Annotated in this window: 22 protein-coding genes, 1 tRNA gene and 1 other annotated feature (1 of these 24 only partly in view); of the genes, 13 read left to right on the top strand and 10 right to left on the bottom strand. The window is 51.7% G+C overall.

Going from position 1 to position 25,760, the window contains the following annotated elements; all coding sequences use genetic code 11:
• Nucleotides 1-188 (bottom strand) — a binding site (T-box leader) (it extends 31 nt beyond the left edge of the window).
• A 167-nt stretch (nt 189-355) separates the two neighbouring features.
• The 9 genes from JRJ22_RS23455 to JRJ22_RS23415 all read right to left on the bottom strand — a co-directional run bounded on the left by JRJ22_RS23455 (nt 356) and on the right by JRJ22_RS23415 (nt 9,350).
• The gene (locus JRJ22_RS23455) at nt 356-511 is read right to left on the bottom strand and encodes a hypothetical protein (protein WP_206105364.1); all 156 of its coding nucleotides are present in this window, start codon (nt 509-511) and stop codon (nt 356-358) included.
• Nucleotides 512-514: 3 nt separating this feature from the next.
• A complete protein-coding gene (locus JRJ22_RS23450) occupies nt 515-715 on the bottom strand; it encodes a hypothetical protein (RefSeq protein ID WP_232380934.1) in 201 nt (66 codons plus the stop codon).
• A gap of 261 nt (nt 716-976) precedes the next feature.
• The gene (locus tag JRJ22_RS23445; RefSeq protein WP_206101742.1) at nt 977-4,312 is read right to left on the bottom strand and encodes a DEAD/DEAH box helicase; all 3,336 of its coding nucleotides are present in this window, start codon (nt 4,310-4,312) and stop codon (nt 977-979) included.
• Nucleotides 4,313-4,540: 228 nt separating this feature from the next.
• Complete coding sequence (locus JRJ22_RS23440) at nt 4,541-5,233, bottom strand: TetR/AcrR family transcriptional regulator (RefSeq protein WP_206101741.1); 693 nt, start codon at nt 5,231-5,233, stop codon at nt 4,541-4,543.
• Between the two features lie 66 nt (nt 5,234-5,299).
• A complete protein-coding gene (locus JRJ22_RS23435) occupies nt 5,300-6,331 on the bottom strand; it encodes an ABC transporter permease (protein WP_206101740.1) in 1,032 nt (343 codons plus the stop codon).
• Nucleotides 6,328-7,059: an ABC transporter ATP-binding protein gene (locus JRJ22_RS23430; protein ID WP_206105276.1), complete on the bottom strand. Its 732-nt coding sequence runs from the start codon at nt 7,057-7,059 to the stop codon at nt 6,328-6,330. Before JRJ22_RS23430 ends, JRJ22_RS23435 begins: the two co-directional genes overlap by 4 nt.
• A 77-nt stretch (nt 7,060-7,136) precedes the next feature.
• On the bottom strand, nt 7,137-7,784 hold the full coding sequence (locus tag JRJ22_RS23425; RefSeq protein ID WP_206101739.1) for a hypothetical protein: 648 nt from the start codon (nt 7,782-7,784) through the stop codon (nt 7,137-7,139).
• A 119-nt stretch (nt 7,785-7,903) separates the two neighbouring features.
• Nucleotides 7,904-9,094 (bottom strand): IS256 family transposase, encoded by a 1,191-nt coding sequence (locus JRJ22_RS23420; protein WP_206101738.1) that lies wholly within the window; start codon nt 9,092-9,094, stop codon nt 7,904-7,906.
• A 91-nt stretch (nt 9,095-9,185) separates the two neighbouring features.
• Nucleotides 9,186-9,350: a hypothetical protein gene (locus JRJ22_RS23415; RefSeq protein WP_206101737.1), complete on the bottom strand. Its 165-nt coding sequence runs from the start codon at nt 9,348-9,350 to the stop codon at nt 9,186-9,188.
• A gap of 131 nt (nt 9,351-9,481) precedes the next feature.
• On the opposite strand from JRJ22_RS23415, the gene JRJ22_RS23410 reads away from it, so the two are divergent.
• The 6 genes from JRJ22_RS23410 (at nt 9,482) to JRJ22_RS23385 (ending at nt 16,542) form a co-directional block, all read left to right on the top strand.
• Nucleotides 9,482-9,925 carry a hypothetical protein gene (locus tag JRJ22_RS23410; protein WP_206101736.1) on the top strand — a complete coding sequence of 148 codons (444 nt, stop codon included), beginning with the start codon at nt 9,482-9,484 and terminating at the stop codon, nt 9,923-9,925.
• Nucleotides 9,926-10,115: 190 nt separating this feature from the next.
• A complete protein-coding gene (locus tag JRJ22_RS23405; RefSeq protein WP_206101735.1) occupies nt 10,116-11,537 on the top strand; it encodes a stalk domain-containing protein in 1,422 nt (473 codons plus the stop codon).
• A 59-nt stretch (nt 11,538-11,596) separates the two neighbouring features.
• Nucleotides 11,597-12,460 carry a phosphate ABC transporter substrate-binding protein gene (locus tag JRJ22_RS23400; protein ID WP_206101734.1) on the top strand — a complete coding sequence of 288 codons (864 nt, stop codon included), beginning with the start codon at nt 11,597-11,599 and terminating at the stop codon, nt 12,458-12,460.
• An 80-nt stretch (nt 12,461-12,540) separates the two neighbouring features.
• Entirely contained in the window at nt 12,541-13,485 is a 945-nt protein-coding gene (gene pstC / locus JRJ22_RS23395) for a phosphate ABC transporter permease subunit PstC (RefSeq protein ID WP_206101733.1), read from the top strand.
• Nucleotides 13,485-14,366, top strand: coding sequence for a phosphate ABC transporter permease PstA (gene pstA / locus JRJ22_RS23390; RefSeq protein WP_206101732.1), 882 nt, complete (start codon nt 13,485-13,487; stop codon nt 14,364-14,366). The genes pstC and pstA overlap by 1 nt, the downstream gene beginning before the upstream one ends.
• Before the next feature lie 310 nt (nt 14,367-14,676).
• Entirely contained in the window at nt 14,677-16,542 is a 1,866-nt protein-coding gene (locus tag JRJ22_RS23385; protein ID WP_206101731.1) for a FapA family protein, read from the top strand.
• Nucleotides 16,543-16,734: 192 nt separating this feature from the next.
• On the opposite strand, the gene JRJ22_RS23380 is transcribed toward JRJ22_RS23385, so the two are convergent.
• Nucleotides 16,735-16,808 (bottom strand) — tRNA-Arg (locus tag JRJ22_RS23380).
• Nucleotides 16,809-17,029: 221 nt separating this feature from the next.
• Here JRJ22_RS23380 and JRJ22_RS23375 point away from each other — a divergent pair.
• The 7 genes from JRJ22_RS23375 to lonB all read left to right on the top strand — a co-directional run bounded on the left by JRJ22_RS23375 (nt 17,030) and on the right by lonB (nt 25,738).
• A complete protein-coding gene (locus tag JRJ22_RS23375) occupies nt 17,030-17,875 on the top strand; it encodes a hypothetical protein (RefSeq protein WP_232381212.1) in 846 nt (281 codons plus the stop codon).
• A 108-nt stretch (nt 17,876-17,983) separates the two neighbouring features.
• A complete protein-coding gene (tig, locus tag JRJ22_RS23370) occupies nt 17,984-19,318 on the top strand; it encodes a trigger factor (RefSeq protein WP_206101729.1) in 1,335 nt (444 codons plus the stop codon).
• Nucleotides 19,319-19,614: 296 nt separating this feature from the next.
• The gene (gene clpP / locus JRJ22_RS23365) at nt 19,615-20,205 is read left to right on the top strand and encodes an ATP-dependent Clp endopeptidase proteolytic subunit ClpP (RefSeq protein ID WP_054942759.1); all 591 of its coding nucleotides are present in this window, start codon (nt 19,615-19,617) and stop codon (nt 20,203-20,205) included.
• A gap of 12 nt (nt 20,206-20,217) precedes the next feature.
• Nucleotides 20,218-21,474, top strand: a complete 1,257-nt coding sequence (gene clpX, locus JRJ22_RS23360) for an ATP-dependent protease ATP-binding subunit ClpX (RefSeq protein ID WP_206101728.1) — start codon at nt 20,218-20,220, stop codon at nt 21,472-21,474.
• A gap of 111 nt (nt 21,475-21,585) precedes the next feature.
• On the top strand, nt 21,586-22,725 hold the full coding sequence (gene ispG / locus JRJ22_RS23355) for a flavodoxin-dependent (E)-4-hydroxy-3-methylbut-2-enyl-diphosphate synthase (protein WP_206101727.1): 1,140 nt from the start codon (nt 21,586-21,588) through the stop codon (nt 22,723-22,725).
• Between the two features lie 448 nt (nt 22,726-23,173).
• Nucleotides 23,174-23,845 (top strand): hypothetical protein, encoded by a 672-nt coding sequence (locus tag JRJ22_RS23350; protein ID WP_206101726.1) that lies wholly within the window; start codon nt 23,174-23,176, stop codon nt 23,843-23,845.
• Between the two features lie 183 nt (nt 23,846-24,028).
• On the top strand, nt 24,029-25,738 hold the full coding sequence (gene lonB, locus JRJ22_RS23345) for an ATP-dependent protease LonB (RefSeq protein ID WP_206101725.1): 1,710 nt from the start codon (nt 24,029-24,031) through the stop codon (nt 25,736-25,738).
• Nucleotides 25,739-25,760 lie beyond the last annotated feature (22 nt).

Genomic DNA, 25,760 nt, shown 5'->3' with positions numbered 1-25,760 from the left:
ACCACTCTCGTTGCTAAACCGCCGGTTTAGCCACTCATAAGTTAACGGTCTTCAGCCGGGGCTTCCTACTGTCAGTTCAGAAGTCCATCTCCCGGGTGCGCTTCATGGGTTGGCCTGTACCGGTTTCCACTCTCCCGGCTCGCTGAGGACTAGATCCAACTCACTACTATCCCGTTCATCGATTGCATATTGATTTTTTTCAGTATAGCGAATTTTTGGGAGAAAGCAAGAGACTAAGCCTTAACTATTTCCTTTTTTTGAAAAATATTAACTATGGTACGCACATAGCAGGTGAGTGCTGTATGCCACAGCTTGTCTTTTGTAACCCCTCCGTCCAACTGGGGGCAGAGAGGCCTTAATCCGAGGTGGGGGCAGCGGTCAGATCCTTAATATCCGTGGAGCCATAAATCAGCAGGGCAATTACGATTACCAGCAGCAGGGCACCGGCAAAATTCTCCCCGTCAAAATCCAAATTTCCCATAAGCTCCTTTGCCCCCTTAATCGTCATCATTTTTTATGAGAGATCGGCTTTTTTCTTTAAGGCGGTCATAATTTCATTTAATGTCAGGCTGCTGTTATCATCGAGAAAGCTAACCAGCTTATCTACATTGCTCTCGCTCAAAGGATTCAGGGATGTATATTTTCCGACCAGGCTCACAAGCAGGGATGCGTCTCTAAACATCTGAATGGAGTCTACCTTCAGTTTGCCTGTCAAAAGGAGCGCAGCGACCGCAAATTCCAGCCCTTTCGGGCTTTGTGCTTTGGGGTTTGCCGGTTGTTTTTTAACACCCGTTTTCTTTCCTTTTCCAGGAGGGGGCATGGAACTCCCTTCTTCCGTTTACATTCTATCGGGAAAGCTGCAAAACTCCCTAAGCGTGCTCTCCTTTGAACACCATATGCGCATTTAGAGGTATCGGTGAATGGAGCTGCCGGATGTCCATACTGACAACACAGCATTCGAATCTATGCCAGTCTATCAGATCATGAGAATCTCACGGATGTCCTGCTCGCTCAGCGTGGATAGTGCTTCTTCCCCGGGCTGGATGACTTCGTCGATCAGATTCTTTTTCTTCTGCTGCAGCTCATACATTTTGTCCTCCACCGTGCCTTGGGCAACGAGGCGGATCACCTGGACCACTTTTTTCTGTCCGATCCGGTGGGCCCGGTCAGCCGCCTGCTGCTCAACAGCAGGATTCCACCATAGGTCATACAGGATCACCGTGTCGGCTCCAGTCAGGTTCAGGCCGGTTCCGCCTGCTTTGAGGGATACCAGGAACAGGTCACGTTCACCTTCATTAAACCTGTTGCACAGTTCCACGCGCTGCGAAGCAGGCGTCTTGCCGTCCAGATAGAAATGCTGGATGCCCTGCAGGGCAAGCTCTCGTCCGATCATTCCGAGCATCTCGGTGAATTGGGAGAAGACCAGCATCCGTTTGCCGGAGCTTCGGCATTCCTCAATAATTTCGAGCAGCTGCTCAAACTTGGCGGAACCCCCGTCATAGCCTTCAACGAAAAGTGCTGGGTGGCAGCAGAGCTGGCGCAGTCTTGTAATCCCGGCCAGCACCTTGATCCGGCCATGGCCGAAGCCTTCGTTATCCAGATGCTTCAGTGCTTCTTTCCTCAGTCTCGCGAGATAAGCAACGTACAGCTTCTTCTGCTCCGGCAGCAGCTCGGAGGCCTGCAGCGATTCGATTTTATCCGGCAGCTCCTTAAGCACATCGCTTTTGAGGCGGCGCAGCAGAAAAGGCCGGGACCGCTTCGCGACGGTTTCCCTGGGCAGGTCATGAAACGCCTTTTTGCCGGGGAACAGCCCGGGGAATACGACGCTGAATATAGACCACAGATCCTCCAGCGCATTCTCCACCGGCGTTCCGGTAAGGGCGAATCGGTAGCGTGCCTGCAATATTTTAACCGCTTGCGCAGTCTGGGTAGCATGGTTCTTGATCATCTGGGCTTCATCCAGAATCAGCGTATGGAAGGAGTGCCGGGCGTACAGCTCAATATCCCTGCGCAGCAGCGGGTAAGACGTAATGATCACGTCAGCGCCAGCGGCATTACGCACAGCTTTGCTCCGCTCGTTCAGGTTCCCGTCGGCAATGGCCGCCTTGATCCCGGGTGCGAACTTCTTCAGCTCATTCTGCCAGTTGTAGAGCAGTGAGGCTGGAGCAACGATCAGAGCAGGCTTGCCCCCTTCGCGGATATCCGCCAGCTCTGAGAGCAGAAAGGCGATTGCTTGCAATGTTTTGCCGAGCCCCATATCATCAGCCAGAATACCGCCGAAGCGGTAGTGGGCCAGGGTCTTCAGCCACTGGAACCCGAACTGCTGATAGTCGCGGAGAATGGGAGCCAGACTGTCCGGCACAGGAAAGTCCAGATTCTCGGGACTTGCCATATTGGCCATCAGCCGGCGGAAGGAGCGTCCGATCGTCACGGCGTCTCCATGCTTTGTCTCTGGATTCAGCTGCAGGCCATGGACTAGAGGCAGGGAGAACTGGGGTTTGTTGAAAGGAACGCTATGTACCCCCAGCTCGTTCATAAACGCTATAACTTCTAAGAATTCTGCACTCTCCAGCGGCAGCAGTGCCCCGTCCGGCAGCCGGTAATATCTGCGCTTTTCCTGCAGCGCTTTGAGGACCAGTACAATTTCACCTTCCGGTATTCCCTGCATCCCGAATTTGAATTCCAGCCAATCGGTCTTCTCGTTCCAGGTCAAAACAGCCTTCGGTGTGAAGGTATCGGCAGCAATTCTTCCTTTGACGGCAGTGGTGGCATACACCTGAAGCAGCGGCTCCAGCAGCGGAATCGTGTGGTAGAGGAAATCATATTCCCCCTCTTCATCGTTCATGATATAACCGCCTTCCGTCCGGGCAAAAGACTCATGCTCCATCAGCTCGAGAATCCGCCGTTCGGCCTCCCCGTCACGCATCAGAATGACCTCGCTGCCCCGCTCACGGCTCTGTTCATCAAGCGGGTTAATCACAATGCCGCCGTATTGAAATTCAAGGCCGGCCAGCAGCCGGTCTCTGACCCGGTCCAAATAGAGTCTGGCCTGCAGCTGTGTCTGGACAATACGGTCCGCAATCGCTTCGGCAATATGCACATGACCCAGCTTTTTCAGCCCGGGAATGACTTTGTCCATAAAAGGCTCCATCTGCTCCGGGGCGATCGCGATTCCGTCTTTGCGGGCGGCCGCCAGCATCCGCTTCAGCTCGGCGAGTCTGCGGCATTCCTCGGCCGGGAGCTTCAGCAGCCTGCCTTCGGACAGCACCAGCCCGTAATCCTCAAGCACCATAATCTGCGCCATCCCCTGAATATCCAGCCGGTAGCCATCCTCTGACGCCTGGTCGAACTGGAAGCTTAGCGGCGGCGCCTCTGTGGAGATCTGAAGTCTCTCCATGGACAGGTTGCCCTGCTGTAAATAGACGGAGGGGGCAGCGGTCAGAGCCGGAAGCACAGACTCCCAGAAAAAAGGCGGGACCGCCAGCAGCCTTTCCCCGCCGATTCCCCCGGAGAGCGCTGCATAGGGGTTAACAGCGGCACGGTAGATCTGTTCATTCTGAAAAATCTCAATCAGCTTCTGCAGGACTGTATTGTCTTCTTTATGAAAGGAGTGCAAAGCGGGATCATAGATGAAATGTCTGGAGAACTCAAACGGCTCACCGCGTTGTAGACGGTCCAGGAACATTCTGATTTTTTGCACAATATAGAGACGCTTCGGCCCGATCCTGAGTTCGATTCCGAGCATGGGTGCGCCATAGCTGAGTGAAACCGGCTTGCAGATGAACTCTACCTGCAGCGGTGTTCTAAGATCGATATAGGTTCCCGTACCGCTTGGGCGCGGACGGCTGCTGCTCTCGAACACGCCCAGCATGCTGTTCACAAGCTGCCGGTCACCGGAGCGCTCCGCCGAGCCTGAGCCCGGATAGCGGGGGGGAATCACGCCGGCCGCTTCCGGAAATTCTCCCCGGGTCTGAAGACTGGAAGCGGCCGTCCGTCCGCCGGGGCCCCGGCCCTCTTCAAGACGGAGAATGCTCACCAGCGCAGCTGCAATATGCTGGCAGAATGCTCCGCCGGGATAATAAGCAGGACAGGAGCATTCCGCATTCACATCACCATCGCTATCGACCGTAAGCGCTACGTCATAATTTTCCAGACCCTGAACCTCAGCCCGGTACTTAGAATATTCAAGCGTGTCGTCATTCTCTATATAAGTTAACCGGACCCTGTCTGATTCGTGGTAGGCTATTCCTTTGTCCAGGGATGCGCTGCCGCACAGCAGCTTGATCACCCGTTCCGGCACATAAAATCCCATGCTTACCTCACATCCTTAATCGCTTTAATGCCGCCGTTCGTTTCTTTTATCATAGCAGAACAAGCGTACGCCTCAAAGTGTGGAGTGAATCAGCGGGGAATCCCCCCCGAACAGCGTGGCAGTCTGCACAAAAAAAGCAACCCGAAGAATTCACTTCCGGGCTGCCCCAAGGTCTATCATACGCTCACTCCGCCGCGGTAGCTGCATTCCCCGCCGCCCGAACGTTTTTTACTGTTCTGCTTGGTGTCCCGGCCCGCCAATACCGTGGAGCATAAAGCTTAGGATCAGATTGATCTCTTCCTCATCATTCCAGTCCTTCTCCGGCATCAGCAGCAGGCGTGTCACCAGATACCCGATTACCGAAGAGACCGTGAAACGGATAATTGCTGGCGTAGGTGCCTCGATAATTTCGCCTTTAGCCTTGAAATGCTCGGTAATAGCGGTTACGCGCTCCAGCACCTGGCTGAGGATGTTCTCGGAAAACTGCTTGCGCAATACAGGCTGGAAGGGAATCTCTTGAATTAGAATCCGTATAATTTTAAAGTTGTTACGGGCAAATTCCAGGCGGTTAAGGATAAAGGCCCGCAGAAACGCTTCATAGCTCTCAAAAGGCATATCCAGCACACCGTTAAAATTGCGCATCACGAAGGGAGCAATCATACGGCTCATGGTTGGCCCTACAATAGACAGCAGCAGATCCTTTTTCGTCTTGTAATAGCGGAAAATCGTTCCTTCAGCTACTCCGGCCTTTTGGGCAATTTCACTGGTGGACGCTGCCGAGAAGCCTTTGTCGGAGAAGACTTCGACCGCTGCCTCCAGAATAGATATCTGCTTCGGCGTCATTTGCTTGTCTCCGCCAATTTCTAGCAGCTCCTCCATCCATTGCTCAATTTCGTGCTGCTCAGCACTGTCCTTCTTCATGTTAATGCCCTCCAAATTTATGCTATCCCTTAATAGTATCACGGGCGCCGGGCAAATTACACCATGCTACATCTTCCGGTGCTTGCGCAGGGCAAGAACATTCAGTGCCATGAACAGGAGGGAGAACCCGATCAGCACATATACCTCCAGTGCGATAGCACTCCAGCCTTTGCCGCGGATCATGATATCCATCAGCGCCTGTGCGCCGTAGTAGATTGGTGTGGCCAGCCCGATCCGCTGCAGCCACAGGGGAAGGGTATCCAGCGGGAACAGCCCGCTTAAGAAAATCTGCGGCACAATGACCAGCGGGATGAACTGGATCATCTGCAGCTCATTCGCGGCAAATGCGGAGAGCAGCGTGCCCAGCGTAAGTGCTGTTACCGCCAGCAGCAGCGTCATCAGCAGCACATAGCCGAAGCTGCCAGCCATCATAATGCCGAGCACCTGGATGGAGAACCAGGAGATTAGCAGCGCCTGAATGACGGTGAAGATGCCGAAGCCGCAGACATAACCGAGTACAATCTCCCAGCGCTTCAGCGGCGTGGAGAGCAGGCGCTCCAGTGTTCCGGTTGTCCGTTCGCGCAGGAAGGAGACGCCCGCGATCAGGAAAACGAAGAAGAAGATGAAGACTCCGATCATAATCGGACCGAAACGGTCGATTGTGGTCATATCCTCAGCGCCGTACAGGTAACTGACGGCCGGGTGAACTTGTCCAGTACCTGAGGGCTGCAGCCGCTGCATAGCTTCCTGCAATACCTGCATGACAGCTCGGTTGGCCGTAGGGTTGCTGCCTTCCAGCATAACCCCGGGAGTGGAGCCGTTCATTGTGATTAGCGCATCAATCTCGCCGTCCTTCAGTGCAGCGTTCCCCAGCTCAGCTGTCGCGAATGCGGTAACAGCCGCCTCCTGCGCTTCCAGGGCAGGGGTGAAGACAGCCGCTCCTGCGGTAACGCCGATATTCGGTTTATAAGCATCACCGTTGAACACCAGGCTCATTAAGCTGAGCACGATCAGAGGCGCGATGAACATCAGCGCCATTGTCCGTTTATCGTGAATAAACTGCCGTAGAATTCGAATTGTAATTGCCCGGATTCTCATTTGCGGGCACCTCCATAGTATAGAAAAGCTTCCTCAATCGTTGCGGAGCCGCTCGCCTGCATCAGCCCGGCCGGAGTATCTACACCGAGCAGCTCACCGTCCCGGATCATCCCCAGCCGGTCGCATTTCTCGGCCTCGTCCATCACGTGAGTTGTCAGCACAATGGTAGTGCCCTGACGGTTCAGCTCCCGCAGCTCCCGCCAAATGGACTGGCGCAGCACCGGGTCAATACCGACGGTAGGCTCGTCAAGAATGAGCAGCGGGGGCTCATGCAAAAGAGCAATGGCCAGCGACAAGCGCCGCTTCATGCCTCCGGAATATTGATCGACGCGTTTGCGCAGATGCTCCTGCAGGTTCACCAGTTCCATGACGTCGGCTATCCGCCGTGTGCGGTTTCCGCCTTTAAGACCATAAAGGGCGGCGAAAAACTCCAGATTTTCCTTCGCGCTCAGCTCCGTGTATAAGGCATCAGACTGGGCCATATATCCGATTTGCTGCAGCATCGGCAGTGCGGGAATCTTTACTCCCATAACCTGCACTTCGCCTGAGCTGACCTCATCAATGCCGGTAAGAAGCTTCACCAGTGTAGTTTTACCGGAACCGGATGGACCCAGAAGGCCAAAGGTTTCTGCCTTATTTACCTGAAGATTAATATCCCGAAGCACCTCCTTGCTGCCAAAAGCTCTGTTGACATGGGTTACTGTAATAACCGGAGTGTCCTGATTCATGTCGATCTCCTCGATTCTCATCATTATGAGTGAGTACTCACTCATAATATAGAATATTCCTTTGGAAAAGTAAACCGTTATTTATTGCTGTGATATACACCCCGGCGCGACCCCACAGAATCAAAGGGAAAAATCCCGTTGATTTCGCCAATCCGGCGCGACACCGCGGAATCAAAGAGAGAAATCCCGTTGATTTCGCCAAACCGGGGCGACACCGCAGAATCAAAGGGAAAAATCCCGTTGATTTCGTCAATCCGGCGCGACACCGCAGAATCAAAGGTAAAAATCCCGTTGATTCCGCCAATCTGGCGCGACACCGCAGAATCAAAGGTAAAAATCCCATTGATTTCGCCAATCCGGCGCGACATCGCAGAATCAAAGGTAAAAATCCCGTTGATTTCGCCAATCCGGCGCGACCCCACAGAATCAAAGGGAAAAATCCCGTTGATTCCGCCAATCCGGCGCGACCCCACAGAATCAAAGGGAAAAATCCCGTTGATTTCGCCAAACCGGGGCGACACCGCAGAATCAAAGGGAAAAATCCCGTTGATTTCGTCAATCTGGCGCGACACCGCGGAATCAAAGGGAAAAATCCCGTTGATTTCGCTAATCCGGCGCGACACCGCAGAATCAAAGGGAAAAATCCCGTTGATTCCGCCAATCCGGCGCGACACCGCAGAATCAAAGGGAAAAATCCCGTTGATTTCGCCAATCCGGCGCAACACCGGGTAGCGTCAAGAAGTTTGTGTAAGAGAGCAGAATGTAACTTCTCGGGTGTTCGTTGGTAAGTGCAGATGTTCTTTGGGGCGGGGGAGACCCGCCCCAAAGAACAAGGGATTTTGAGTTACTTCTCTGGCTCTGCCTGCGCTGGATATCGCGCTTCAAACATCTCATTTAGTTTCTTCTTTACTTCCAGATCGCCGAAGCCGCGAATGACTCGTTCGCTAAAACGTTCGTTGTAATCGATGACGTCCAGGTAGACAATTTTCTCTGCCGCATCCATATTCGTGAGGCTGTTCATCGGCTTCAGGCGTTTTCGGATTTCTTTGTTCATTCGTTCAATCGGATTGGATGTGTAGATGGCTTCTTTTATGAGCACGGGATACTTGTAAAAGGTCAGCAGCGTCGGTAACTGTTCTTCCCAGGACCGCATTTCTTTCGGGTAGAGCTTGCCCCATTTGGCCTTCACCGTGTCAAACGCAGCCCGGGCCAGATCATGGTCTGCAGCCGTGTAGATGGTCTTCAGATCTTCAATGACTTCCGTTTTGTGCTGAACTCGAATTTTCGGAAAGGTCGAACGCACTTTGTGGACGATACAATGCTGCACATCCGCCTTCGGATAAGTTTCACGAAACGCTGCATCGAGTCCCGGTAGCCCATCAAATACGCCCAGCAAGACTTCCTGGACACCACGGTTGTAAAGGTCTTTGAGCACCTCACGCCAGCCGTTTGCGCTCTCCTGGCCGCCTACGTAAAAGCCAAGAATCTGGCGGTGACCGTCTTCGTCGATACCCATGGCGAAATAAACGACTTCTCCGCTCACGGTGCTGCGCTTGAGCTTCACATATAGGCCGTCCAGGTAGATCACGGAGTAGCGTTTGTTTAACGGGCGTTTCTGCCACTGATGAATGTCGTCAAGTACCGTAGCTGTAATGTTGCTGACGGTGGTGGGTGAGTAGTGGCTGCCGAACATACTTTCAATGAACCGGGCCACATCTCGCGTTCCCATGCCACTTTTGTACATCTGGATGACGGCCTCTTCTAGCCACCCGTCCCGCCGCTGGTAAGGCTCGAACAACTGCGTTTGGAAGACTCCCTGACGGTCCCTAGGAACGGCCAGATCCTCAACATTACCGTATTTCGTGTGCAGATCCCGGGTGTAGTATCCGTTACGGCTGTTGTGATTCCCCGACTCATCACTGGTCATGAATTGCTGGATTTCCGCTTTCATAATGGACTCCAGATTATCTTTTACAAACTGGGTGACAAGATTTTCAAATAGATTATTTAACATGTTTTCGGGTAGAATAGTCATCGAGTAGGGTTCCTTTCTTGGTGGACTTCGCAATCCCGAGAACACCCTACTTTTTTGTTGCCTGACTAGGCTCCAAATCTTGGTACACAACTTACTTTACGCCATCCAACACCGCAGAATCAAAGGTAAAAATCCCGTTGATTCCGCCAATCCGGCGCGACCCCGCAGAATCAAAGGTAAAAATCCCGTTGATTCCGCCAATCAGCCACCGCCCCCCCCCCCCCCCACTTTTATTGTGGGAACCTAAAATTTTCACTATTCCGTTTGCACCCTTGTCAAACTGGTTAAATAAGGGTATATGCCGCAATTACCGTAAACTCTGTTTATATCTCTGTTTATATCAAACTTTGCTTATATCTGTGTTTTTATCATAGAGGAGGTTTCTGTATGTGGTCTGCCAAGAAACCTGTTTTTTCCACGCTGGTCCTGCTAGCCGCCGCTGTTTCACTAGTTGCTTGCAGCCGCACGGAAACAGGGGATGAGAATTTCCATACGCTGGCTCAGGAGCAGATTCGTGATCCGCAGTATCTTCCCGGTGATTTGCCGATCCCTGAGGGGGCGGGCATCACTTTTACGGAAGGGGAGCTTGTCGGCGGCAAGAAATCATCCATGCTGATCTATGAGACAGAGGAAAGTATGGCTAAGCTGGGCACTACATATTTAAAGTATATTCAAGACAAGGATTTAGATAGTAATACGGAAATTGTGGATCAGAACAATCTGATTATTAGTGGAAAAGCCCCGGGCAGCTACTCGTATTCCATTATAGGCAGCAGCTCAGCAGCGAAACCCGGCGGAGCCGAGATTATAGTCACTTGGATTGAAAATTAACATTTACAGGACTTTTTCAACCATTTTGCACCGATTTTTACACTGAGTTTACTTACAGGCCGACCTCGAAGTATTTCGGGGCCGGTCTTTTTAGTTACTTAATATTTCCATAACATTCCTCTTGAACAGAATTCACACTAGTAGATGAAAATAACATTAGCAGTTACCTATAGGAAAAGGGTGAATCTAATTGAGAAATAGTAAATGGTTCGGCGCGGCTTTGGCTTCAGCACTTCTCGTAACAGGGGGAGCAGGCAGCATTGTGGCAACTAGCAGCAACGTGAGCGCCGCCGCAGCCGTCAATACATCAGCAGTCAAAACAGCTAAGGCGACATGGAAAGTCAACAGCCTGCCGGTTGCGTTCAGCACAATAGACAGCAGCGGCTACAAGCTGTATTCCCTTAGTGAAGTTGCCGGGGAGCTAGGAGCCAAAGTGATCCTCAGCAGCAACGGTTTTGAATTGAATGACAGTAAAGGATTACATATCGTACAGCTTCAAGCGGGTGCCAAAAGCTATCTGGTGGACGGAGTATCGCAGCAGTTCACAGTAGCCCCTGTACTCTATAACGGAAAAGTATACGTGGAGCTGACCAAGCTGGTTACTGCCCTTGGCGGTGAGCTCACGGCTGAAGACCAGTCGATTCTGAGCTTTGCCCGTCCGGAAGGCCAGTTCGATACGCTGCACTGGAACGCCGATGGTAGCATCATTGCGAACCGGAGCGATTCGGAAACCGCTCAGCTGCTCAAATTCAGCGCCTTCCCTGGCGTATATGATATTTTCTCTTCCAATGAAAGTGCACTGGATTTCGCTGTATCCCCAGATCAGAAATGGGGCGCGTTCACAGATGAGAAAGGCCAGCTGAATCTAATCAGCCTGTCGAGCGGCGCGATCTCCCCTCTGGGTACAGATACGAGCGTGAAGATGGATCTGGTCTGGTCGCAGGACGGCAAAACGATCTACTTCATCCAGGGCGACAAGCAGGAGAAGATTGGCCAAATCTCTGTAGAGACCGGAGCCGTCAAAACCCTTCTTGAAGATAAAGTGGAGAACAAATCGGAGCTTCGGCTGTCTGCTGATTCGAAAAGCGTTGTCTACATTGTCAATGTAACCGGTGTTGCCAAGAATGATACTGACAGCACGGAAGATTCACTGACTGTAGATTTCAGCAAAGCCGGAGAACAATTGTACAAGCTGGACCTCTCCACTAAAGACGCGAAGCCGGCAGCCCTCACTACAGCGCTGGATAACAAACTGTATCCGGAAATTTTGGCAAATGGTGCTGTAGCCTACCTGAGTGCAGATCCGGACGGAAATGCGGCGAACACCCTGAAATCCATTGGAGCGGACGGTGCTATTACCAACATCGCGCTTGATGTAGAGCCTTCCTGGTCTACCGGTGTAGCCACAGGTCTTATCGTGTCCGGTACAGCAGCTGACGGAAGCACCACCATCTATTCGATCGACGCAAACGGCAGCAAAACGTCGCTCTTCCACACTACCGAAGATGTCTCGGAAGTAGCGGTTTCCCATGACGGCAGCAAGCTGGCTATCGTAAGTGACGGCAAAGTGCTCCTGATCCAGAACGGCCAGGCACTTCAGCTCACTAAATAAGCAATTCCACCCACACCCACACAATATATCGGCGCAAACGCCGGGAGGAGAATTATTTCATGAAGGTTTTCAAAAAATTAACAGTAACAGCACTGACAGCGGTCATCGCGGTAACAGCATCCTTTGCAGGGATTGCTGCAGCGGCTGACAGCCTCAAGGGTAAAATCACGGTCAACGGCTCCACAGCACTGCTTCCGCTCACGCTACAGGCAGCCAAAGAATTCCAGAAGCTGCATCCAAAAGTGAAAATCGCCGCTTCCGGCAAAGGTTCGGTTACCGGACCACAGGCCGTGAAGAAAGGCATCGCTGATATCGGCGCCTGCGATTGGGATGCCAGCATCGACGTGCCGGGCTTCAAAGCATTTGACGGACAGGTAGCGAACAAGGTAGCGGTTATTCCTTTTGCCACTATCGTGAACAAAAATGTCGGTGTAGACAACCTGACTACCGAACAGCTGGCAGGCATTTTCTCCGGTAAAATCACCAACTGGAAGGATGTCGGCGGATCGGATGCCAACATCGTTGTAATTACCCGTTCATTCGGTTCCGGTACTCGCGTTAACTACCAGGCTAAGGCACTGGGCGGCGGAGATATCGTCAAGAAAGAAAAGAACTACAAGGAAACCGGCTCCAGCGGTGACATGAAAACAGCGGTTGCGACTACACCTAACTCCATCGGCTATATCGACCTTGTTTATGTAACCGGCAGCGACATCAAGGCTGTTAAATTCAACGGTGTGGCGGCTACTACAGATAACGTAATCAATGGCTCGTACAAGATTTGGGCATACGGCTACTACATGACCAAAGGCCAGCCGACCGGCGCAACCAAAGAATTCATCGACTATGTACAGAGCAAGAAATTCCAGAACGGATCGCTGAAAAAGCTTAAGTTCATTCCGATTGCAGCAATGAAAGGCTAATTCAAGAGCTTCATTATATTGAACGGTAAAAGCGGCCAGCCCCGGAATGTACGGGGGTGGCCGCTTACAGGAGGGAAAGTATGGGGGCACCAGTTCAAAGCCTGGCATCGAAAGCACCAAAGAAGGTTACGCAAAGCACTGCAAATGACAAACGCCACCGCAAACATCTGCTTGGCAATAAATTATCCCGCTATTATTTCTTATTCAGCATCCTTGCACTGTGCTTCGTGCTTGGACTAGTTATTGTATTCATCGGAAAAACGGCGCTGCTCCTGTTCGCACACGTCTCTCCGGCTGAATTCTTCCTGTCCTTCAATTGGACTCCGGAGGAGGATGCCTTTGGAGCTGCCGCCTTTATCGTAAATACATTGTCTCTGACCGCATTGACCCTGCTGATCGCGGTGCCAGTCTCAGTCGGGATGGCCGTGCTCTGCGCGGAGATCGCTCCGAAGTGGCTGAAGAGCTTTATCCGTCCGGTGCTTGATCTGCTCGTCGGCATACCTTCCATCGTATACGGCTATCTGGGCCTAACTGTGCTGCTTCCATTTCTGCGTAGAGTCAGCGGGGAAGGACTGGGCGACGGGCTGCTGGCGGCTGCGCTAGTTCTAGCGCTAATGGTACTGCCAACGATCTGCCGGATCAGTGATGACGCCATTATTGCCGTGCCGCGCAAATACCGTGACGCGGCCTACGCCCTGGGTTCTACCCGACTGCAGGTGATTATGCGTGTGGTGCTGCCTGCGGCTAAGCGGGGAATTATCTCTGCCATTATCCTCGGCATGACCCGTGCGGTTGGTGAGACGATGGCGGTTGTCATGGTTATCGGCAATACGCCGCAGCTGGCCAAAAGCTTGTTCACGCCGTCCTCGGTATTGACCAGCAACATTGTCATGCAGATTTCCAATGTGGAGTTTGACTCCTCCTGGAACTACGCGCTGCATATGATGGCCTTCCTGCTGCTGCTGATTTCGTTTGCACTTATCTTTGTGATCCGCGTGCTGGGCCGGAAAAGGGGGGATGCATAATGAGCGGTTTCACCCGAACACGTTATACTGCACGTGCACAGCGGCGCAACAAAATTGCAACCATCGGCTTCTATACGCTGGGGGCGCTGGTCATGCTGCTGATTTTCTGGCTGCTCTTTACCATTCTAAGCAAAGGGCTGCCGGCGCTTAGACCCGATTTCCTGATCAAGCAGCCGGAAGAGATTGATGCCGGAGGCGGGATTGGCCCGGTGTTGTTCAATTCCTTCTATATTTTGTTTATCTCCCTGCTGATTTCGATTCCGATCGGCGTTGGGGCCGGAATTTATATGGCAGAATACGCGCCGGACAACCGTTTTACCGGTGCGCTGCGCATTTGTGTGGAGTCGCTGTCCTCCGTCCCTTCAATTGTATTCGGGATGCTGGGCCTGGCAATCTTCGCCGAATATTTCAATATCGGCCTGACCATTCTCGGCGGCGGCGTCTCCCTGGCGCTGCTGAACCTGCCGATGCTGGCCCGCGTAACGGAAGAAGCCGTGCGCGCGGTTCCCGGCGACATCCGCGAAGCCGGCTACGCACTGGGGATGACCAAATTCCACGTCATCCGCAAGGTGGTGCTGCCCGTGGCGATGTCTGCCATTGTCACAGGCATCTGTCTGGTGGCCGGACGCGCGTTCGGGGAGTCTGCGGTCATTATCCTGACCGCAGGCCTCAGTACCTCCGGCGAAATGTGGGACTTCAATCTGTTCTCGCCGGGTGAGACACTGGCGGTGCATCTGTGGTATGTACAATCCGAGGCGATCGTTGAGGATGCGCGGCAAATTGCCGACAAGTCGGCGGCAGTGCTTGTTTTTGTAGTCCTGCTGATCAATTTCATTTTCAGGTTCCCGCTGTGGCTGGGAAACCGCCGCAAGGGGCGGTAATGCCGTACCGAATCAGCTAGCTGTACTAATTTATAGGCCGCCGGGCTCATCCGGCGGCTTATTTGGTGTTGGGATAGGTCACCAGAAATTCCTGCGCATCAGTATTTCACGTGCCCGTCCGGAACAGATAGCCACCGGTGTTGCAGCGATTGTGGAGGAAGCGGCAGGCGGGGGATGGTGGTAAGCTCCAACTTTCTAATCCTTCCATGATCCGTAATTGCTTAAATTTAATATTAATAATAAAATGAAAGCAGTTACGTACAGAGCGCAGCCTTTCTACCGTTGTACATTAACCAGGAGGTGCAGCGAGATGCCTGATCATATGTCCGAACAGGAACTGAACAAGCTGATTAATATGCTGGAGCTTTCGCAGAATGACGATGAGCCCCTGCAGACCTTTATGGAGTCTGAGTATTTTGAGAATGACCTCGGCGGACGGGTTCTTGTCCGTGCGGGCAAAATATTTGTTCAGGACCCGCTGCCCGGCGGAACACCTGCGGTGATTTCGGCCGCTCCTCCAGTGGTAATCCTTGTTAACGGCCAGCCTGTTTCAGGCCCTGCTGAAGTGACCTCTCAAGATACGATTGAGTGGGAGATCATGGAGCCGCCGCTGTATACGATTACGGTATCTGAGGATCGTCTGCAGGCTTTTTTTACCTTACATTCCCCCAAACGCTATCAATGGAAATTGAATGACTACTATTCAGCCGGCATGGTAGAAGTAGAGGCCGCATTGGATACGGAGACTGTGGTTGAACTGCTGGGTCTTAACCGGATTATTACGGATTTCGAGCATCGGGGAATTATACAGAACCTGAATATATCCGGAATTCATGCCGAGCTGCAGAATCCCACCTATCAGCCGATAACCGCTGCTAAGGGACGGGCTGCTGTCCCGGGAGAGAATGCGCAGCTGGAGCTGTTTTTCTCAGAAACGATAGAGAATGAGTTCAGTGAAATTGAGGGGCAAGTGGATTTCCGCAGCCATCTACGCATTCCTTCAGTGATCAGAGGAGAGGTCATTGCCCGTAAAATTCCCTTTGTCGAGGGGATTCCCGGCTGTGACGTATATGGGGAGATATTATATCCGCCGCTGCCGAACGATGTGAATATCATTGCCAAAAATAACACCGTGGTGCTGATCAATAATGAGATCCGGGCGCTGCGTGAAGGCCGTCCCCGGGTAACCGGTGACAAGGTCAAATATTTTGACATTACTACAACCTATATCGTTCCCGGCAATGTGAGTATCAAGACCGGCAATATTCTTTTTTCCGGTGACGTGATTGTCCGCGGCAACGTGGAAGATAATATGATTATAGAGTCGCTGGGGAATGTATATGTGGACGGCAGCATTTACAATTCCACAATAACAGCAACCGGCAGTATTCTCGTCAAAGGAAATGTGGTGAACAGCAAGCTCTATTCCGGCTATTTTGGCGTGCTGTACAACCGGATTTTCAATTGCTCCAAGCTGTTGATTGAAGAAGCGCAGCTGCTGAGAACAGCCGTCCGGCTGCTCATCCAGGCGGTCCAGGCCCGCAAACAAAGCGTGAAATACGGACAGGCGGTGGTTCTGCTGCTGGAGAGTAAATTTCAAAAGATCCCGCAGCTCACCAAGGAACTGCTCTCCGTGCTCGCGACGGTCCAAGCTTCGTACCATCAGGATCTTCAGCAGACGCTGCATTTTCTGAATCTGCTGTTAAAGCCGGCCCAACTGGTCGACTTCATGAATGAGGCTGCTCTGAGCGGAGTAATTAGCATGCTGGAGGAGCTGCACATGGGCGTGGCCCGGTTGCAAGAGACTAAGGTAGAGGTCAATATCGGAAAATGCCAGAACAGCACGCTTAAATCCAACGGCGACATTATGATTCACAGAGACGGTATTGTGCAGAGCGAGCTGTTCTCCTCCGGCAATATCTCGTTTCGCAAGACGTTTTCGATGTGCCGCGGCTCCAAGCTGGAGGCGGGAGGCAGCATTTCTGCCTATTATGTAGGCGGAGAGAGCGGTGCGCAGTCTTATCTGAAGGCGAAACAAAGCATCTCTGTCCACAAAATGTATCTCGGCAGGGTCACGATCGACCGCTACACGGCAGAAATCACGGAGCCGGTGGAGAATATGGTGTTCAACATCGACAATATCCGCACCATTAAGCTGCGGATGGAGTCGAATTAAAGCCCCGGAACGTAAAAACAGCCCTCCGAAGGAAGGCTGTTTCTGTAGGACGTCCCGGAAGGGATGCAGCCCATTCGGGCTGATTGCGAAGCGGTCCTCCCGAAGATTATGCTCCAACGTCCCCCCAAGAGGCGTTCTCATCCCCCCGGAACGCAAAAACAGCCCTCCTGAAGGAAGGCTGTTTCTGTAGGACGTCCCGGAAGGGATTCGAACCCCCGACCGTGCGCTTAGAAGGCGCATGCTCTATCCGGCTGAGCTACCGGGACATGAGATAAGAGTGAAAAGCAAGCAAAAATTATGTTATCATAGATGAATAACTTTTTCAACTTGTTTTTTTGAAACCTTAATAGGTTATGCTATAATCTACAATTAATTATGGTTCGGAGAAAAAGGAGGTGCCCTCATTAATCAATTCAATTCCCCCGCCAAAGAGAATATCGTGCTGTTTCCGAAAACGCTGGATTACTATCAGATCCAGCTTACGGTAATGCTGGAGAGTGAACGCTACGGGGAAGCGATGGAATTGCTGCGGTTTCTGCTGCAATGCCAGGGTCAGGAAGAGCGGCACTACGAGGAATGGCAGTCGCTGCTGGGCTGGCTGGAAGCGGCCTTTCCGGAAGCAGCCGACAACGCAGACAGTAATCATACCGCTTCCGGAGCTGAACAGGATCTTAAGGAAGAGGATATGGCCCGGATTTTGGCAAAGTCGAAGCTGGAAGAAGATGCGGATTATCCCGACAAGCTGCTGCGGAAGGTGATGAATGAACCGCTGTCCGAAGCGACTATTCTGGCACTGGAGCAGCTCTCTTATCTGGAGGGCGGCCAAGTGGATGAACAGCTGACCGCCTGGCTGCAAAAGACTGCGGTGCATCCGCTGCTGCAGTTCCGTACACTCCAGACGCTGAAGAAACGCGGGGCACAAGGAATTGTGAAGCTGGGCCGCGGTCATGAGGTTGCGCAGATTGAGATCGAAACTGTCCCGCTGCAGAACGACGAGTTTCCGCCCCAGATCAGCCAGGTGTTGGAACGGGTGGCGGAGCAGGCAGAGGTGCATGAGCCCACCCTGTATTATTTTGCGCAGGAGCTCTGGGGACAGTTTATTATGTCGATTTATGGGACCTCTGAATATCACAAATTGCTGGAAGGTGAGGATGCCCTGCTGGATATTTGGGCGGGCGCGCTGCATCAGATGGTTTCGGAGAGCCTGAACGGGAACCGCCAGGAGGAAGAAACGCGTGTAATGTACGGGATAACAGACGGCATGCGCTTTCAATTTGAAGGAGCCTATCGGTCTCTCAAAGGATTTGTTAAGAGTTCCATACTTGATAAATAAAGCGATGTTGTATATAATATAATGGTTATTCTGTGCGTGAATTGCGTGATTATTTTGCGTAATTATTTGAAGTAAACATGTAACCTATTTTGGAGGGAAAAGTATATTATGAAAGCAACTTGGGAAAAAATAGAGAAGAACCTTGGCGTTCTTGAAGTCGAAGTAGAAGCAGAACGCGTAGCTGCAGCACTCGACAAAGCATTTAACAAAGTAGTTAAGAAAGCAAACGTGCCTGGTTTCCGTAAAGGTAAAGTGCCGCGGCCGATTTTTGAATCCCGTTTTGGCGTAGAGAGCCTCTACCAGGATGCCATCGACATCCTTCTTCCAGAAGTATACGGTGAAGCTGTTGAACAAACAGATATCTTCCCTGTAGACCGTCCTGAAGTAGACATCGAGCAATTCGCAAAAGGCCAAGCCTTCATCTTCAAAGCGAAGATCACTGTTAAGCCTGAAGTGAAACTGGGCCAGTACAAAGGCCTTGAAGTTCCGGCTCAAAAGGCAGAAGTTACCGAAGACGAGCTGAATGCTGAACTGAAACGTCTGCAGGAGCGTCATGCTGAGCTGGTTGTAGTTGAAGAAGGAGCAGCAGCTAACGGCGATATCGCTGTTATCGACTTCGACGGATCTGTTGACGGAGTGCCATTCGAAGGCGGCGCGGCTGAGCGTCATTCCCTGGAACTTGGCAGCAACTCTTTCATTCCTGGATTTGAAGAACAGGTTGTAGGCATGGCTACTGGAGATTTCAAGGATGTTGAAGTTACTTTCCCTGAGGCTTACCATGCAGAGAACCTTGCCGGTAAAGCAGCAGTATTCAAAGTGAAGCTGCATGAAATCAAACGCAAACAGCTTCCTGAACTGGATGATGAGTTCGCTAAGGATGTTAGTGAATTCGATACGCTGGAAGAATACAAAGCAGACCTGAAGGCACAGCTGGAATCCCGCAAACAGGATGAGCTGAAAGGCATTCGCGAAACTGCAGTAGTTGATGCAGCAGCAGCAAATGCAGACGTTGAAATTCCTGAAGCAATGATCAACAGCGAAGTTCAGAACATGGTTCGCGATTTCGACAACCGTCTTCGTCAGCAAGGCATGAACATGGACATGTTCCTCAGCTTCTCCGGCCAAACCCGTGAAGATCTTGAAGGCCAGATGAAGAGCGATGCCGAGAAGCGCGTTCGCAACAACCTGGTGCTTGAAGTGATTGCGAAGGAAGAGAACATCGAAGTTTCCGAAGAAGAAGTAAACCAAGAGCTTGCGACTATGGCTGAATCCTTCAAACGTTCGCCTGAAGAAATCCGTAGCATTCTTGCAGCCAATGGCTCCCTGAGCAGCTTGAGCGAAGAAATTTCTCTGCGCAAAACCATCGACCTGCTGATTGCAAGCAGTGTTGAAGTTGAAGCGGCAGAAGAAGCTCCAGCAGCAGAAGAAGCAAGCGCTGAGTAAGATTGTTCCCTAAAGTCCATTTTACCTAGAACGGCCAAGCAAGTCGGCCTCCATAAATAGTAATCAATAAGGCACGTAAGTTCTGTTACGTGCCTTATTTTTTATCGGCGGCTGCACGTTTGGGTGTACATAACCGGAAGCGGATTGGCATTCTGTCTGGAAGTGCGCTATAATGGCAGGCACGCGGGGTATTACGTTATTTTCGAACCAGTGAAAAAATGACATCCCGCCCCGAACGTGTTAAAATATTTCTGAAACGGAAAGACTAATCTGTATAGAGAAAAGAGGTTGGTGGCATGAGTTTGGTACCTATGGTTGTGGAATCAACAAGTCGTGGAGAACGCTCATACGATATCTATTCCAGATTGCTTAAGGACCGCATCATCTTCCTGAGCAATGCGATTGACGATGATGTCGCCAATCTGATTATTGCCCAGTTGTTGTTCCTGGCAGCAGATGACCCAGAAAAAGACATTCACCTGTACATCAACTCTCCCGGTGGTTCTGTAACAGCGGGCATGGGTATATATGATACGATGCAATATATTAAACCGGATGTTTCAACGATTTGCGTAGGGATGGCAGCCAGTATGGGTTCGCTGTTGCTTACCGCTGGAGCACCAGGCAAAAGATATGCGCTAACCAACAGTGAAGTCATGATTCATCAACCGCTCGGCGGTGTTCAGGGGCAGGCATCCGATATTTGGATTCATACGGACTGGATTCTCAAAACGAGACAGAAGTTGAATCAAATTTATGTGGATCGCACGGGTCAGCCCCTTGAAAAAATCGAACGGGATACGGACCGCGACAACTTCATGAGCGCGGAAGAAGCGAAGGAATACGGGCTTATTGACCAGGTACTCTCTTCACCGATCATATCTTAAAGGGGTGGTAAGATGTTTAAATTTAACGATGAAAAAGGGCAGCTGAAATGTTCCTTTTGCGGCAAATCACAAGAGCAGGTTCGTAAGCTTGTAGCCGGACCTGGTGTTTATATATGTGACGAATGCATCGAGCTGTGCACGGAAATCGTGGAGGAAGAGCTCGGTCATGAAGAAGAGCTGGATCTGAAGGATATTCCGAAACCGAAGGAAATCCGTGATATTCTCGATCAATACGTAATCGGCCAGGAGCAGGCGAAGAAGTCGCTCTCCGTTGCCGTATACAATCACTATAAGCGCGTCAACAGCCAAAGCAAGATTGAAGATGTCGAATTGACGAAGAGCAACATTCTGCTGCTCGGACCAACCGGCTCCGGTAAAACCCTGCTGGCCCAGACGATGGCGAAGATCATCAACGTTCCTTTTGCTATTGCGGATGCAACCTCCCTTACGGAAGCGGGCTACGTCGGCGAAGATGTTGAGAACATTCTGCTGAAGCTGATCCAGGCTGCTGATTATGATGTCGAGAAGGCCGAACGCGGCATTATCTATATTGACGAAATTGATAAAGTAGCACGCAAATCCGAGAATCCGTCCATTACCCGTGACGTTTCCGGTGAAGGTGTACAGCAGGCGCTGCTGAAGATCCTGGAAGGCACAGTTGCTTCTGTACCTCCGCAGGGCGGACGCAAGCATCCTCATCAGGAGTTCATCCAAATCGATACAACGAACATTCTGTTCATCGTAGGCGGTGCTTTTGACGGTCTGGAGCAAATGATCAAACGCCGTATCGGCAAAAAAGTCATCGGCTTCAATGCTGCAGTTGAAGGCCAGAAGGATCTGAAAGCCGGAGAATACCTCTCCATGGTATTGCCTGAGGATCTGCTCAAATTCGGTCTCATTCCTGAGTTTGTCGGCCGTCTGCCGGTAATCTCCACACTCGAGCCGCTTGATGAGAATACACTGGTCCGCATTCTGTCTGAACCGAAGAATGCATTGACCAAGCAGTACATCAAGCTTCTGGAAATGGACAATGTGGCGCTGAAGTTTGAACCGCAGGCCCTTGAAGCTATTGCCAAGGAAGCGATCAAACGCAACACGGGTGCCCGCGGTCTGCGTGCCATCATTGAGAGCATTATGCTTGATGTCATGTATGAGGTTCCTTCGCGTGATGATATTAAAGACTGCGTGATTACAGAACAGGTTGTGCAAGAGAAGGCTCTGCCTGAGCTGGGACTTAAGAAAGACAAGAAAAAAGAGGAAAGCGCCTAAGACACGCTGACCTTACAATAATACAAGTCATAGTCTCCACCGTTTCCGCTGATCCCGCTTCATAAGGTGGGCGGAAGGGGTGGAGCTTTGATCGTTATGGGGGAGAAAACCATGTTCTTGAGACACCAGACCCGGCCCGTCAATGTCGGCGGAGTGATCATCGGGGGTAACAACGAGGTTGCTATTCAAAGCATGTGTACGACCAAGACCGCTGACGTGGAAGCTACAGTGGCTGAAATTCTGCGGTTAGAAGAAGCGGGCTGCCAGATTGTGCGGGTTACCGTCAACAATGAAGAGGCGGCTGCAGCGATCAAAGAAATCAAGAAGCAAATCCACATTCCGCTGGTGGCGGACATTCACTTTAATTATAAACTGGCCCTGCTGGCGATTGAGAACGGCATCGATAAGGTGCGGATTAATCCCGGCAATATCGGCCGCCGCGACAAGGTAGAAGCGGTAGTCAAAGCCTGCAAGGACAAAGGAATTCCTATCCGTATCGGAGTAAATGCCGGTTCCCTGGAGTCTCATCTCCTGGAGAAATACGGTTATCCGACACCGGAAGCGATGGTTGAGAGCGCCCTTTATCATATCGGGATTCTTGAGGAACTGGATTTCCATGATATTATCGTATCGCTCAAAGCCTCTGATGTGCCGATGGCCATCGAAGCTTACCGTAAAGCAGCCGAAGTTATTCCTTATCCGCTGCACCTCGGTATTACTGAGTCCGGTACGCTGTTTGCCGGAACCGTGAAGAGCTCCGCCGGGATCGGTGCACTGCTCTCCATGGGGATCGGAAGCACCGTGCGCATTTCCTTGAGTGCTGACCCTGTCGAGGAGGTTAAGGTGGCGCGTGAGCTGCTTAAGACCTTTGGTCTAATCTCTAACGCACCTACACTGATCTCCTGCCCGACCTGCGGACGTCTGGATATTGACCTCTTCTCCATCGCTAATGAAGTAGAAGAGTATATCTCCAAGCTGAAGGTGCCGATCAAAGTCTCGGTGCTGGGCTGTGCCGTCAACGGTCCTGGGGAAGCGCGTGAAGCGGATATCGGTATCGCTGGTGCCCGCGGTGAAGGGTTGCTGTTCCGCTACGGTCAAATGATCCGCAAAGTTCCTGAAGCGGAGCTGGTGTCCGAACTTAAGAAGGAAATTGACGCGATTGTAGTCGCTTTTGAAGAGACCGGTGAGATTCCGGGCCGTAAGCATGCCGGATTGGCTCCGGCTGTAACCGTGGGGAATCCAGAGGAATAGTAGAACTTATTCTATATTATTCTGCTTTTGCATAAGCCATAATACCTCAGGATAGTTACGCCGGGTGGATCATGAGCGCTGAATTGTTGAAGGGCTGGCGTGGTGTTGGATTGCTGGCATTGCGTTGAAGTGCTGTAACTAACGGGGAATACTCCCGGTAATTTAGCTCGATTAAGGGAAATGAAGAATGTAACGGGATTTCCTCCCTTTAATTCAATTAAGTTAGAACGATTCGAAGATATAGAATGAATTAAAGGGTAGCATTCCCTTTATTGCTTGAGAAACATGCTTAATTGGTATTATAGCGGGTGTATTTCCCTTTAGTTGTAGATAGAAGCTCCGATTTTCATAGCATGAAGCAAGGTGACGATGAACGTCCCATTATACCACGGGTGATCCGCGGTGAATGGGGCGTTTTTTATTTTTATAACCAAGGGGATATGCAGATATGAATCATAAACAGATTATCGATGACTTTATTCAGTATCATCTGGATGCCAGAACCGGAGAACGCAAGGGGAGACTAGAACGAGGTCATCGGCACGCCGAAGCGTTATTTCTTCAGAATGTGTGGTGGCCGCTGCGCGGTGATTTCTGTGATCTTCATCCTGAGTATGAGGTTCTGGACTGGCGCGGCCGCTCCTATTTTGCTGACTTTGCTTTTTTGCCGGGAACAATCAGACTGCTGCTGGAGATCAAAGGTTACACTGCACATGTAAAGGATATGGATAGACAGAGGTATAGCAATGAACTAAATCGAGAAACTTTTCTGTGTGCCATGGGCTACCAAGTGATTTCCTTCGCCTATGATGATGTGGAGCAACGTCCGGAATTGTGCATAACTTTGCTCCGCATGGTGCTCAGCAGATATATGGCGGCAGTTGTTCCGGTTGATAAATTACTGCTCGGAGAAAGAGAAATCATGCGTTTTGTCATGCGTCAGTCCGGATCCGTACGTCCACAGGATGTTTCTGATTATTTTTCAATCGATGCTAAGACTGCGCGGCAAATATTATACAAGCTGTGTGACAAAGGCTGGCTCAGTCCGGTAAAACGTGGTGAGGGGATCCGAAAGGTAAGGTATGAGCTCGCCCGTAATGTTCTTAGTTATTGGGATTAAGAGTCGATCATAATACTAATCCCTCTCGCCCAGTCCACTGGATCCCCGGTTTCTATTCAAAGTTTAGGCCAATCTGTTATTATTCCTGTCCCGGAGCGTTTACGAATGACCGAAACGGCTATACTACCTAGTAGTAGCCAAATGGGCAGGACAGATAGACTGAATGAAACAGGAGGGTGACCTATGCAATTAGGAATATTGCTGATGATCGTGCAGCTCTTTTTCGCGCTGGTTATCGGCGTTTATTTTTGGAATCTGCTGCGGGGACAGAAGACGAATAAGACGGCAGTGGACCGGGAATCGCGCAAGGAGCTGGATAAGCTGCGAAAAATGCGGATGATCTCTCTAACGAAGCCGCTATCAGAAAAGACACGGCCGGCCTCCATTAGCGATATCGTCGGGCAAAAGGATGGACTGCGTGCCTTAAAGGCCGCGCTGTGCAGCGCGAATCCCCAGCACGTGATTATCTACGGACCGCCGGGGGTCGGCAAGACGGCAGCGGCCCGTGTTGTGATGGAGGAAGCCAAGAAGAATTCACTTTCTCCTTTTAAAAGTGATGCCAAGTTTACAGAAATAGATGCAACTACAGCACGCTTTGATGAACGCGGGATTGCCGACCCGCTGATCGGCTCTGTGCATGACCCGATATACCAGGGAGCAGGAGCAATGGGTGTGGCTGGGGTGCCGCAGCCTAAGCCGGGAGCGGTAACGAAGGCGCACGGCGGGATTTTGTTTCTGGATGAGATCGGTGAGCTTCACCCGATCCAGATGAACAAGCTGCTAAAGGTGCTGGAGGACCGGAAGGTGCTGCTGGAGAGTGCGTACTATAACTCCGAGGACAGCAATACGCCTGCTTATATCCATGATATTTTTCAAAATGGCCTGCCGGCTGATTTTCGGCTGGTTGGAGCCACAACGCGTTCGCCGGAAGAAATATCGCCTGCACTACGCTCACGCTGCATGGAGATTTATTTCCGTCCGCTGCTGCCTGATGAGATTGCCGTTATTGCCCGGGATGCCATTCAGAAGATTGGCCTGAAGCCCAGCCCGGAAGCCGTGACAGTGGTACAGCAGTATGCCACGAACGGCCGGGAAGCCGTGAACATGATCCAGCTGGCTGCGGGGCTCGCACTTACAGAACAGCGCGATACCTTAAGTGCGGCGGAAGTGGAGTGGGTAGCCGGCTGCAGCCAGCTGCCGCTGCGTACAGAGCGGAAAATTCCGACAGCTCCGCAGATCGGGCTGGTCAATGGCCTGGCGGTCTATGGACCGGGGATGGGCACCTTGCTGGAAATCGAAGTATCCGCAGCACCCGCGCAGAACGGCCAGGGCCGGTTGAATATCACCGGTGTTGTTGACGAAGAGGAGACCCGCGGCGGTTCGCGGACGATCCGCCGCAAGAGCATGGCTAAGGGATCGATTGAGAATGTACTGACCGTTCTGCGGTCGATGAACCTGGAGCCGGATCGCTATGACATCCACGTGAACTTCCCCGGCGGCACGCCAATTGACGGCCCTTCTGCCGGGGTTGCCATGGCCGTGGCCATTGTCTCCGCAATCCGCCACCTGCCAGTGGACAACACCGTAGCCATCACCGGGGAGATCGGCATTCATGGCCGGGTTAAGCCGGTCGGCGGCGTGATCGCCAAGGTCGAGGCGGCCTTCCAAGCCGGAGCGACAACCGTGCTCATTCCCAAGGACAACTGGCAGTCCCTCTTCGCCGACCTTGCACCACTGCAGGTCATTCCTGTGGATACCGTTGAAGAGGTATTCCGCCACCTGTTCGGCGCCGACACCGCCGATGTGCGCCTGCCGGCGGTTTCGGGCGAGACCTTTTCAACCGGGCCTTCGCTGCTTAAGGCGGATGCTTCGGGGGAGAGTGCGCAGGGGTGAAGGCTGCATATGAGGTTTTTGA

This window comes from Paenibacillus tianjinensis (assembly GCF_017086365.1).
Classification (GTDB): Bacteria; Bacillota; Bacilli; order Paenibacillales; family Paenibacillaceae; genus Paenibacillus_AQ; species Paenibacillus_AQ tianjinensis.
The sequence above is the reverse complement of the archived record's forward strand: the minus strand, read 5'-3'. Positions and strand labels throughout refer to the sequence as shown.